Source organism: Providencia sp. Je.9.19, from assembly GCF_051129765.1.
Taxonomy (GTDB): Bacteria; Pseudomonadota; Gammaproteobacteria; order Enterobacterales; family Enterobacteriaceae; genus Providencia.
Map to the genome: position 1 here is coordinate 1618546 of NZ_JBCPSS010000001.1, position 12710 is coordinate 1631255.

The following is a 12710-nucleotide window of genomic DNA, read 5'->3' on the forward strand; positions in this document are numbered from 1 at the left end:
GAATCAATTGATTTCATTAACTTTAACCCATCGCTGCTCATCATAAGAAAGAGCGATAGCATCTAAAATACGCGACACCTTCCAGCCTTCTTCAAAGTCAGGCCACATTTTTTTATTCGTCGCAACGCCATCAATTAAATCGCGAACCTCAACGGTCTTTTGATCGTTAAATCCAATACCATGACCCGCGCCATTACAAAAAGGAGCGTAATCAGGATGCTCTGGGCCAACTAAAATTGTTTTAAATCCTTGGCGATTTGAAGGCTCATCATGGCGATACAATTTCAGCTCAGCCATTCTTTCTTGTGTAAAGGATAAGGTTCCTTTCGTGCCCGTCACCACATAAGTCAGTCCCATTTTACGACCCGATGCAATACGAGACGTTTCAATAACCCCCATTGCCCCACCCGCAAAACGTACCATTGCGTGAGCTTGGTCTTCATTTTCAACTGTTACCATGACTGAGGAGCCCACTTTTTCCGGACGCTGTTTAATCACAATTTCCATATCGCCACAGACAGTTTCAATATCGCCGACCAAAAATTGTGCCATATTGATAATATGTGCAGATAAATCACCTAATGCACCCAAACCCGCTTTTTCTTTAAAACAGTGCCAATGGATAGGCGCTTTAGGGTCAGCCATATAGTCTTCATTATGAGTACCATAAAAATGGATAACGTCACCAATTTCACCATTAGCAATAATCTGTTTCGCTAATTGTGCCGTTGGGTTTTTCATATAATTGAAGCCTACTAAGGTTTTGACGCCTGCTTTTTCAGCCGCTTCAACCATTTCTTTAGCATCTTGTGAATTCAACGCTAATGGCTTTTCACAATAAACATGTTTGCCATGTTTAATCGCTTCCATTGCCATTTCTTTATGTAAAAAATTTGGTGAACAAATATCAACCACATCTATATTTGGGTCAGCAACCAGCTTGCGCCAATCATCTGTTGAACGATTGAAGCCCATTTCTTTTGCACGTTCTTGCGCCAATTCAGGTGTAATTTCAGCAATCATTTCACGAACGAGCTTTCCTTGCAGAGGAAAAACTGTTGGCGCCTGAGCATAAGCAATTGCGTGAGCACGCCCTATGTAACCGGTACCTATCATGCCAATACGAATTTCTTTCATTTTGAACACTCCCTCTATCGCTCATCATCTGCGGTGCGTTTATCAACCCGATGTCTGTGCTTGATATTTTTAATTTGATACTAATGTTATACGGAATATTCATTTCACTTTCAATAAAATAAGGAATATTAGTTTCATTTTGTGATCTGGCGTTAATTTTTTGTTTAATTGATTAATATATAAGGAAATTAATTATTGGAGTTGTAGCAATGAAATACAGAATGAAATGAAAAATGGAATAAAACCGATATAAATGAAATGAATTAAGCTAGAAATGGAATGTTCGCGTCAACAAATATCACACACGAATATTAAACAAGGGTACTAGCACGTTAATTATCAATATTTACATAATTTTTAATAGTATTTATCTAAAACAAACACTATTAACTTAAACATTAATTCAACCTATAAGTTAATTAAACTCTTGAATGTTACTATGCTTTACTCTATTGTGACTTATTCGGAGGGATGCTGATGTTTGAGATTGAAATTCACAAGGATGCATTACAAGAGTTAAAAGAATTACCTAAAATATTACAAGCTAAAATGACTAGGCAAATTGATAAACTCGCTATATATGCGATATCACTTCGAGAGCCAAATACAAAACCAATTAAAGACGGATTTTTTGAATTAAGAGCAAAAGCTGGGGATATAGGGCGTGCTATTTATGTTTATCGAAAAGGTAAGCGAATTTTCATCCTAAAAATCTTCGCAAAAAGTACCGTAAAGTTGCCTTCATCAATGTTATCTGATGCAGCTAAACGACTAGAGGAGATGCTACACGATGAGTAAAAAATCAGTTTCATGGGAAAGTGCACGTGAAGAAATTTTATCTGATCCTGATATTAATACTCTTTATGAAAAACAATTAAGATCAGAACGTGTTCGTGAACAATTAGTAGCATGGCGCTGTTCTGCAGGTCTAAGCAGCTCTCAGGTTGCGGCACGTCTCGGAATATCACCCGCAGCAATATCTCGAACTGAACGTAATGCTGAAAAAGCAACAATAGAAACATTAGCTCGCTATGCTGCTGCTTGTGGTGTTAAAAACCCTAAGATTATCCTATGAACTCATATGAAAAAACCATGAGCACCCCACATCGGTGCTCATGGTCATAACCTATCTAGCGATGTAAAATACTGAGGAACTCTTTCTCACTTGAAGTGATAGATAGCGCATTAGCAATAAACTCATCACTAAAAATCAACGCTATTTCTCTAAGAACATCAATATGTTCTCTTGATTTTGCAATCACACCGATAGCAATAAACATCACATTCGTTCTATCCCAAATAACGCCATCGGGAAATTGAAAGATCTCAATGCCTGTTTTAAGAATAATATCATTCGCAGACTTCGGTAGATGAGGCAGCGTAATGCCATTACCTAAAAACGTCGATATTTGCAACTCTCTTTCATTGAGAAAATGAACGCAATCTTGATCCACATAACCTTTATTCTTAAACTCGTGGCCGACCATTTTCAATACTTCGGCTTTGTTTTTGGCTTGGCAACCCAAATGTAAGTTACTTGCCGTTAGTTGTTCTATCATATACAACCCTCTTTATAGATAATTAGGTGTATTCATATCGCAAATGCAATTGCCCTATACTACCTTTATGACAATGCTACATTGATGATAATTCTTCTTCTAACTGTTCTAGTGACTTGTTTGAGGTCTCAGGCAGCAACTTAACAACAAATATTATCGCCAAATAGTTTATTATTGCGAAAATTAAGAATACTGGACCTAAGCCAAGTTCAGCTTGCATCACCGGGAATAAATAGCTCACGATAGCATTCATTATCCACATGAAAAATACGGATATCCCCATAGATAGACCTCGAATTTTCAACGGGAACAGTTCAGCTAAGACAACCCAAGTTAAGAAGCCCATAGTACCTTGCATTACACCCACAAAGATGGCTCCCAATAACCAAATCAACGTTGCTTTTACATCACCTGTTAAGAAATAGTCAGTGGCAGCAATTAATAAATGCAGTGATGCCATTAAAGCAAAACCGCCTACAATTAATGTTTTACGTTTAAAACGATCAACTAAGAAAAGTACGCCAATCACCATACCACCAACTGAGAACACCCCGTTCAATACGTTAAAAATCAACGAAGTTTGTTCAGAAAAACCCGCTGTTTTTAGGATTTCAGTTCCGTAATACATGATGACGTTAACGCCCGTGGTTTGCTGTAATGCCGCCCACACAATACCAATTAAGACGAGCTTTAAGATCCACGGTGTATTAAAAATAAGTGCTAAATTTTTCTTATGGGCATGCGGATTTCGTTTCAACTCTGCCGCTTCAACATCTAGCAACGTAACAATATCTTGATACTCTTGAATTGCTCTTTTTTCAGGGCGTATTTGTTTCAGAATTTTTAATGCTTCTTCACGGCGATTTTTGCTCATTAACCAACGTGGGCTTTCTGGTGCTCGCCACATACCAAATAGTAAACACAGCGCAGGGATCGCTTGAACCAATAACATATAGCGCCAAACTTCAGGTAAATGTCCCCAAATCAAGCCAATAACAGCATTAATAGCGAAAGCGGCAAGCTGACCAATAACAATGGCAACTTCATTTAGTCCCGTTAATTTTCCCCGCATCTCGGTTGGAGCAACTTCTGAAATAAATGTAGGTGCGGTCACCGAAGCGCCACCTACGGCAAAACCGAGTAAAAATCGAGCAATTAATAATACTTCAATATTAGGCGCGGCAGCAGATAAAAACGCACCAACCAAAAATAGAAAAGAGAGATACAATAGGTAGGTTCGGCGTCCAACAAAGTCAGCAATACGCCCACCACAAACACTACCCAAGGCTGCGCCAACGAGCAGAACACTCATGACTAAGCCTTCTGTCGTCGGCGTTAGCCCCATGTTTTCTTTCAATGAAGAAAATGCACCATTGATAACACCGGTATCATAACCAAAAAGTAATCCACCAAAAGTTGCAACCAATGTTATTTGATGCAATCTTTTTCTTTGTTGCTCATTGAGATTCATTATTAATGACATATTATTATTACCTTATTATCTGAATCACTATGTCTGCCAAAAAAAATCTTTCTCAGTATTTAAAATTTCATTGAACGTATTTAATATTAAATAATGAAAAGTTTTTGGCACTTTAATTGAATTATTATCAAGATAATTGTAAGCCGGATATAAAGAATAATTAAAATATGGCGCACTAACTCATTCTTTATAAAAACAAATGCATACACTTAAATAGGGTAAATAGAAATTAAATAAATAATATAAAACCTAGACTTATAGCAAGGTATAAATCATTTATATCATTTTAGATTAAGTGTAAGGTCTGCATTGCCTCTGTTAATTTTATTCCTTAAAATTACAGAGTTAATATATTCAGGCTTGTGTTATGAACGAGAGAATATCCCTCGTTCATAACATGACTCTAATTAGATTAAAAAGTCTAATCCAATTAAAAATATAAACTATAATTTGACTTCTTTACCTGTCTTTAATGACTCAAGAGCTTTATCTGCAAGATATAAAGCAAGTTCACCATCTGTACCGGTTGTTTCAGATTCAGCACGTCCAGCTAAAATATCAACAAAGTGATTCCACTCTGCTTTATAAGCTTCGTTGTAACGCTGTAAGAAAAAGAATTCAGGTTTTGCAGATAAACAGCCAACTTCGCTAAGTAATTCCACACTATTTTCTTTGATATTTCCCGCCGTTAATAATCCTTTTTCGCCATGTAACTCAACACGTTGATCATAGCCATAACCTGAGCGACGACTATTTGAAATCGTTGCCATAGCACCGGATGGGAATTTCAAAATTATAAATGCGGTATCAATATCTCCAGCTTGACCAATTGCAGGATCAACGACATTACTACCTTGTGCAAAGACAGAACATGGCTCTTCACCAATCATAAAGCGCGCCATATCAAAATCATGGATGGTCATATCTCTAAACATACCCCCTGAAACTTTCACATATTCAGCAGGTGGTGGTGATGGGTCACGTGAAGTGATAATTAAAGATTCAGCTTTACCAATTGCGCCTTGTTCGAATAAATTTTTAAGGTGACGGAATTGAGGGTCGTAGCGGCGATTAAAACCAATAAATAGAGGAACATTGTGTTCCTTAACGCTTTTTAAACACTGCTTAACACGTTCAAGATCTAAGTGGACAGGCTTCTCACAAAAAATAACTTTTTTATGTTTTGCTGCCAATTCAATTAAATTCGCATGAGTGTCTGTCGCAGATGCAATCAAAACACCGTGTACATTCGGGTCTTGCATTGCTTCTTCTACTGATTGAATTTTTGCCTGATACTTTTCAGCTAGCGCATCTGCATTTGGTTGGTATGGATCAATAACAGAATAAAGTGTGGTTTCTTTATGGCCGGCAATATTAACAGCATGCACCTGTCCAATACGTCCTGCGCCAAATAGTGCTATGTTGAACATTTAAATGCTCCTTGATACTTTAAATCCACTATTAGGATAGTATGGAATATACCAAATAAAACATTCATTTCAATTTATAATTATTTGAAAATTATATTTTTGAGCGCTAGGTAACAAATGTTATCTAAAAGTGGATTTTTAGTGTTATTAAGATCACAAAACAATAATGTAAACTCAATCAATTAGACGTATAAAAGCGCAATGGCTCCTTTTCCTATCGAAAAACAAACGATTTCAATCACAAACGAAACAAATTGAAATGAACGTTTCAATTTATTCTTCGATTTTAATCAACTACTGCATAGTTTTAAGACTGCTTTAGATCAAAAGAAAAATAAAAAAGTTCGAAACAGTTTACATTTACCCAGTTGATTTACAATAAATTAGTCATTGAAATGCAATAATGTAAGAAAAAAATCTCACATTAACGGCTAATCAAATCATTAAGCACAAAAAAGCTCAGCAAAAGCTGAGCGATAAAAATAAAACAACGGCATTAATTAACCCAATTAAAATTAAATAATATCCGAAAGCAATCCATGCAAATAATCCGACATTACCCTACCTCACGACCTTTAGGACAAGGGAATATACTCAAAGGCAAATTGCCTTCGAGTTCCCCTTAAAACTCATTTTCTAAAATAACGTGACTAATACAGGCGAACGTTATTATCCACCATGTGCTTAATTTTATCCGCAGCTGCGACTATTTCAGGTTTATTAGCAACCTGAGCTGTACCCGTTCGCCACCATGCCTCATAGCCATTTGTCATGGTTTTAGGTAAGACTTTAATATCAATTAACACACAGCCTAATTGCAGCTTTGCATCTTCAATAGCAGAGATTAATTGAGTTTCATCATGCACGCGATAGCTCTTACATCCATAACTTTCTGCATTCTTAGCAAAGTCCACTTTAACTAATGGACCATCCATTAAACCCGTTTGTGGGTTACGATGACGATTTTCGGTACCAAAACTCCCCATACCTTGGCTCATTTGCAGGTTATTAATACAACCAAACCCTGCATTATCAAATAATAAGATAGTGATCTTAAGGTTTTCTTGGATAGCAGTTTGTAACTCGCTGTGTAGCATCAGATATGAACCATCGCCGACCATTGCATAAACAGGTTGTGTTGGCGCTGCAATTTTAGCACCCACTGCGGCCGCAATTTCATAACCCATACAAGAGTAGCCGTACTCAAGATGATAAGTATCACGATGTTTCGGTAGCCAAATACGCTGAAGATCCCCCGGTAGCGAACCCGCAGCACCCACAATAATGGCGTTATCTTCCATATTTTGCTGAATAAGCCCTAAAACGCGAGTTTGTGTAAGCTCAGTGCCTAACACATTCTTGTATTCTTCCAACTTGTCATCAAGATGTCCGGCAACTTCAGGTACAAAATCCAATGGTTTATATTGAATTGAAAATAAACGCGTTAATTCTGTTTGCCACTGCTGTTTTGCTTTAGAAATAGCTTCGCCCCACTGCGCTTGATAGCCACTTCCTTGCATTAGCTTATCGATAGCCGAAAGTGCCTCTTTAGCATCAGCGATAACTTTTAATCCATCAAGTTTGCCTGCATCGAACTCTGCTACGTTAATATTCAAAAACTTGACATTGGGATGACTAAATAATGATTTAGACGCCGTCGTAAAGTCAGTAAAACGAGTCCCTACGCCAATCACCAGATCGGCTTCTTTAGCTAATAAGTTTGCCGCGAGTCCTCCGGTAGTCCCAATCCCCCCAACATTCAGAGGATGACTTGCCACAATCGCACTTTTACCCGCTTGGGTTTCCCCAAAAGGTATCGAATAACGCTGAGCAAAATCTAGAAAAACATCATGTGCTTCTGAATAACGAACACCGCCACCACAAACTAATAGTGGTCTTTTGTGACTTTGAATAAGACTAACAGCTTCATTCAGGCTGATCGTGGTAGCAGGACGTCGCTCAATACGATGAACTCGCTTTTCAAAAAAATAATCTGGGTAATCCCACGCCTCACCTTGAACATCTTGGGGTAGACAAATTGTCACCGCGCCAGTATCCGCAGGATCAGTCAGTACTCTCATAGCATTAATCATTGCTGCCATAAGCTGTTCAGGTCGAGAGACTCTATCCCAATAACGAGAGATAGGCCTAAAGCAATCATTAGTACTAATAGTCCCATCACCATATTGCTCGACCTGCTGCAAAACAGGATCAGGTTGGCGGGTGGCAAATGTGTCGCCCGGTAATAGTAATAATGGAATACGATTAGCTGTTGCTGTCGCCGCAGCCGTTATCATATTTGCTGCGCCAGGTCCCACCGAAGATGTCACAGCAAAAATCTGTTTACGTTTTTTTTGCTTCGCAAAACCGGTAGCAATATGAGCCATACCTTGCTCATTGCATCCTTGATAAACACGTAAATGACCCGGCGCTTCTTCAAGCGCCTGCCCTAACCCAACAACGTTACCATGACCAAAAATGGTAAATACCCCCTGAATAAACGGATACTGTTCACCATCGACTTCAACATACTGCTGATTAAGAAATTTAACCAACGCTTGAGCTGTGGTCATTTTCTGCTTATTCATAAGGGTCTCCATTTATTCCATAGTTGGCATTGTGAAACTACTTTCATGATGCTCTAAACGAACACTAGCAGGCCAACGACTTGTTACTGTTTTCATTCGTGTATAGAAACGAACACCGTCATTACCATGGACATTCAATGGGCCAAAAATAGAACGTTTCCAACCACCAAAGCTATGGAATGCCATTGGTACTGGGATCGGAATATTTATCCCAACCATCCCTGCAAGCACATTTTCTTGGAACTCACGCGCGGTTTCACCATCACGAGTAAAAATTGCAGTTCCATTACCATACTCATGTTGATTGATAAGTTTTAGCCCTGTTTCAAAATCAGGTACACGAACAATCGCGAGTACTGGACCAAATATTTCTTCTTTATAAATATCCATTTCAGGGGTGACATTATCAAATAATGTTGGGCCAACAAAATAACCATTTTCAAAACCAGAAACTTTGAAGCTACGACCATCAACTAATAAGCTCGCACCTTGTTTCTCACCACTGGTAATATAATCACAAATCTTCGCTTTATGTTGCGCTGAAATCACGGGTCCCATATCATTTTCTTTGCCTTCGGTAAGACCTGGGCCTACCGTCATTTTAGCAATTTGATTTTTGAGTTTAGCAATTAAAGAATCTGCGGTTTCATCACCAACAGCAAGAACAACTGACAATGCCATACAGCGCTCACCTGCCGCGCCAAACGCAGCGCCCATGATGGCATTTGTTGCTTGGTCCATATCTGCGTCAGGCATCAATATGCAATGATTTTTTGCACCACCGAGTGCTTGACAACGCTTACCATGCTTAGACGCAGTAGAATATATATATTCAGCAATCGGAGTCGAGCCAACAAAACTGACAGCTTGAACTTCTGGCGCTGTGAGTAATGTATCAACGGACTCTTTATCCCCTTGAACAACATTAAACACGCCATCAGGTAAACCCGCTTCTTTCAATAATTTAGCGAGTTCCAATGCCAAAGAAGGGTCTTTTTCTGAAGGCTTCAAAATAAAAGTATTACCTGTTGCTAAGGCAACTGGGAACATCCACATTGGTACCATTGCAGGAAAGTTAAACGGAGTAATACCAACGCAAACACCTAATGGTTGCATCAGTGAATGACTATCAACACCTGTTGCAACGTTGGCTGAATGTTCACCTTTTTGCAGATGAGGAATACCGCAAGCAAATTCAACAACTTCAAGACCACGCGTGACTTCACCCACTGCATCAGAAAATACTTTACCATGCTCTTGTGAAATAAGGCGCGCTAAGCTATCCATATTAAGTTCAAGTAATGCTTTGAATTTAAACAGAATACGAGAGCGTCTTAGGGGAGATAGTTTAGACCACTGAGAAAATGCTTTATGTGCAATCTCTATTGCCTGTTTAGTTTCATCGGCGCTACTTAGTACAACTTGTGCAATTTGCTCACCCGTCGCCGGGTTATACACTGGCGCAAAACGTCCACTTTTACTGGATACTATTTCGCCACCAATGAAATTTTGAATCTGTTTCATGTTGCCTCTCTTTAGCTGATAGAGTTACCTTGTTAGTAAAGGTATATGAAATATTCATTTCATTTTCAACTAAAATTGAAACAACATTCAATTTATGTGATCCAGACAAAGCTTTTATGAAATTATCAATTCAAGATTACGATTCTTGTTTCAAAATTGCATTTAATCATTTATTCACATAGATACTCATCTTAATTCACGTTACAAGTCATTATTTATAAAAATTGCGGCATTATTTATACTACCCAAAAGTTAAATTATTTAGGGCATCGGAAAAGGTCATTTTATCTGTTTGAACTAACTGTTTCAAAAAGATTCGACTAACAGCAGAAAACAACTACAATTAATGGCCAATCACGGAGGTTATATGTCCACAGCATCAAATTTAAATGAGTTTCAGGAGCAAGTTCGCTCCCGATATGATGAGTTAAGTAAACGGCTACAACAAGTGGCGAGATACGTGTTAGATAATACCAACAGTGTCGCATTTGATACCGTTGCAGTTATTGCTAAAGAGGCGAATGTCCCTCCTTCAACTTTAATTCGTTTTGCCAATGCATTTGATTTCAGTGGCTTTAATGAAATGAAACAATTATTTCGAATGAATCTTGTTGAAGAAACTGCAAGCTATACAGATAGAGCAAGACTGTTTCGTGAGATGGATAGCGACCAAGAATTGAGTGATGACCCTGCTCAAATTTTAAAAGAATTTGCTCACTCAAACGCTCAAGCATTACAGCAAATGGCAGCGAGAACACCGCCTGAAGATATGGAAAAAGCAGTATCTTTACTGGCAGAGGCTCAAAATATTTACATTATTGGCCTGCGCCGCTCCTTTAGTGTTGCCACTTATTTAAGCTATGCGCTTAGTCATCTTGAATGCCGTCCAGTATTAATTGATGGCCTCGGTGGAATGTTTAAAGAGCAAATAAATCGTATTAGTGAAAATGATGTCGTTATTTCTATTAGTTTCACACCTTACGCATCTGAAACTATTATGGTCAGTGAAAAAGCAGCACAAACTGGAGCTCGGCAAATCGTTATAACCGATAGCCAAATTAGTCCATTAGCCAGTTTCAGCGATGTGTGTTTTGTCATTAAAGAAGCGCAAGTTGATGCATTTCGTTCCCAGTCAGCAACACTTTGTTTAGCGCAATCACTGACGGTGGCCTTAGCATATCGCCAAGGCAGTAAAAAATTAATTTAACCATCAACGCCAAAGACTCTGTTACAAACGCCTCCATTGTGACAGAGTAATTTTTTTAAATTTTTTCATGTTAATTTTAATCATTCATATCAAACATTATTTAAATTTTTAGTATCTCCTAACCATACATCGTGATAACAATTTATAGTGACAACCACAATATCGTTTTTCTCTATTATTATATCTAATTTGTGAGTTCTGTCAGAAAATACAAATTTCAACGTAACAATAAAATGAAATTATTGTTTCATGCTGCTATGTTGAGATTATGTGAATTCTGAGTATAACGCTTATTATAGGGAACGACGATGATGAATACTCACTTCCTCTATTTACTTGGTCATCTTCGTTTACTTGAAGAACAGCATTCTCTTGTTTCATTAAATAGAGTGGGAATTGGCTTAATCGGCTCCACGGCTTATAACCACCGTTACATGCAAGCTATCAACCACAGTTCTCACCATTGCGAACTCAAAGCTGTTTGTGAGATTGATTCAGCAATGCCCTCTGCATCTTACTTTATGTGCCAAAAAAGAAAGATTGAGAATCTCATTAATAATGAAGAAATTAGTTCAGTTATTATCACATCTGTTTACAGTGATGAATTATTAAAATTTACGATCCACACAGCAGTAGATGCAGGTAAAGATATATTACTTAATAATATTCCTAACTACTGCGAAGATGAGCTATCGACCTTATTAAAATTAGCTAAACTTAACGGTGTCAACATAAGTCATAGCCATCCCATAAGTTTTGAGACGCAATTTTGTGATTTAAATTTAGAGTTGTTATCAGAGAAAAATTCAGAGGCGGGTTTATTGAGATTATCGGCTCATAGAAAAATTGAGCCCGATGATCGAATACCGTTCAATACATTACGTGCAGTAATTTCAGATAAAGTATCACTTCTTTTAACACTACTGCCTAGTTTTACATTAAGCACTGCGTCTATCCAATACTCTCATCCTTTTTCAAAAATGGAAGATGGTGACGTACTAATCATTAATTTACGTACTGAATATGGGTTACTCATTTCATTTGAGTTATTTTTCAATACGGGAAATATTTCAGACCGACTATCATTAAAACAACGCAATCATAACTTTCAGTTTGAGAATAATTTAATCACTGAACAAAAAAACCATCTAGTTACTGATGATGATGCAGTGATCAAGCAGCTTGACCAATTTGTTTTAAAGTTACGAAGTGAAACTAAACAAAGAAAAGCCACGCATTTTATGAATACCAACCTGATAACTGAAAATATTTTAGGGCAACTAAAACTCAAAGCGTTTATCTAATGAATTGCATAATCACCATCAAAAGGGGTAAGAGCCTAGGCTCATTGAATTACCCCTTTTAATGTTATCTATCGTCATCACATTCTTTATTGTTAAAAATTTTAATGTAAACAACCCAATACCTATGTAATTCAATATTACATTTAATACTTATAAACTGTGTTTTAATCAATGGTGCTTAAAACGATAGCACTTAAAAAGTGTACTTTAATAAATAATACTTTAATGAATAGTGTTACGCGTACCACTATTGATATTGACGACACTCGTTAAAAATACTGTTGGCTCTAAATTAAATAAATATGCAAATTGGAATAAAGAATCTATATCAATACAACTTTCACCACTTTCAAACCGATTCATTTCATCCTCTGAAACCCCAATTAGCAGTGCAGTCTGTTTTAGTGTCATCTTATGACTTTCTCGTTGCTTACGGATTTTAATGCCTAGCATTTTTGCAATTTCATCTTTATGCATA

At 37.5% G+C, this 12710-nt stretch carries 11 protein-coding genes; 4 read left to right on the plus strand and 7 right to left on the minus strand.

Annotated elements, in window-relative coordinates; translation table 11 throughout:
* Positions 1–3 precede the first annotated feature (3 nt).
* Positions 4–1137 (minus strand): Gfo/Idh/MocA family protein, encoded by a 1134-nt coding sequence (locus AAZR93_RS07415; RefSeq protein WP_434719391.1) that lies wholly within the window; start codon positions 1135–1137, stop codon positions 4–6.
* Positions 1138–1614: 477 nt separating this feature from the next.
* On the opposite strand from AAZR93_RS07415, the gene AAZR93_RS07420 reads away from it, so the two are divergent.
* Positions 1615–1935: a type II toxin-antitoxin system RelE/ParE family toxin gene (locus AAZR93_RS07420; RefSeq protein ID WP_434719392.1), complete on the plus strand. Its 321-nt coding sequence runs from the start codon at positions 1615–1617 to the stop codon at positions 1933–1935.
* Positions 1928–2212, plus strand: coding sequence for a helix-turn-helix domain-containing protein (locus tag AAZR93_RS07425; RefSeq protein WP_434719393.1), 285 nt, complete (start codon positions 1928–1930; stop codon positions 2210–2212). Before AAZR93_RS07420 ends, AAZR93_RS07425 begins: the two co-directional genes overlap by 8 nt.
* Before the next feature lie 55 nt (positions 2213–2267).
* Here the strand turns inward: AAZR93_RS07425 and AAZR93_RS07430 are convergent, their stop codons facing one another.
* The 5 genes from AAZR93_RS07430 to AAZR93_RS07450 all read right to left on the minus strand — a co-directional run bounded on the left by AAZR93_RS07430 (position 2268) and on the right by AAZR93_RS07450 (position 9721).
* Entirely contained in the window at positions 2268–2696 is a 429-nt protein-coding gene (locus AAZR93_RS07430; protein ID WP_294103120.1) for a PTS sugar transporter subunit IIA, read from the minus strand.
* 76 nt (positions 2697–2772) lie between these two features.
* Entirely contained in the window at positions 2773–4179 is a 1407-nt protein-coding gene (locus AAZR93_RS07435; protein ID WP_434719394.1) for a sugar porter family MFS transporter, read from the minus strand.
* 443 nt (positions 4180–4622) lie between these two features.
* On the minus strand, positions 4623–5609 hold the full coding sequence (gene iolG, locus AAZR93_RS07440; protein ID WP_434719395.1) for an inositol 2-dehydrogenase: 987 nt from the start codon (positions 5607–5609) through the stop codon (positions 4623–4625).
* Positions 5610–6259: 650 nt separating this feature from the next.
* Positions 6260–8197: a 3D-(3,5/4)-trihydroxycyclohexane-1,2-dione acylhydrolase (decyclizing) gene (iolD, locus tag AAZR93_RS07445; protein WP_434719396.1), complete on the minus strand. Its 1938-nt coding sequence runs from the start codon at positions 8195–8197 to the stop codon at positions 6260–6262.
* A gap of 12 nt (positions 8198–8209) precedes the next feature.
* Complete coding sequence (locus tag AAZR93_RS07450) at positions 8210–9721, minus strand: CoA-acylating methylmalonate-semialdehyde dehydrogenase (RefSeq protein ID WP_434719397.1); 1512 nt, start codon at positions 9719–9721, stop codon at positions 8210–8212.
* Between the two features lie 367 nt (positions 9722–10088).
* Here AAZR93_RS07450 and AAZR93_RS07455 point away from each other — a divergent pair, with 367 nt between their 5' ends.
* Both AAZR93_RS07455 and AAZR93_RS07460 read left to right on the plus strand, forming a co-directional pair.
* Entirely contained in the window at positions 10089–10928 is an 840-nt protein-coding gene (locus AAZR93_RS07455; protein ID WP_294103108.1) for a MurR/RpiR family transcriptional regulator, read from the plus strand.
* Between the two features lie 308 nt (positions 10929–11236).
* On the plus strand, positions 11237–12232 hold the full coding sequence (locus tag AAZR93_RS07460; protein WP_434719398.1) for a hypothetical protein: 996 nt from the start codon (positions 11237–11239) through the stop codon (positions 12230–12232).
* 222 nt (positions 12233–12454) lie between these two features.
* Here AAZR93_RS07460 and AAZR93_RS07465 read toward each other — a convergent pair whose 3' ends face one another.
* On the minus strand, positions 12455–12709 hold the full coding sequence (locus AAZR93_RS07465) for a helix-turn-helix domain-containing protein (RefSeq protein ID WP_294103103.1): 255 nt from the start codon (positions 12707–12709) through the stop codon (positions 12455–12457).
* Position 12710 lies beyond the last annotated feature (1 nt).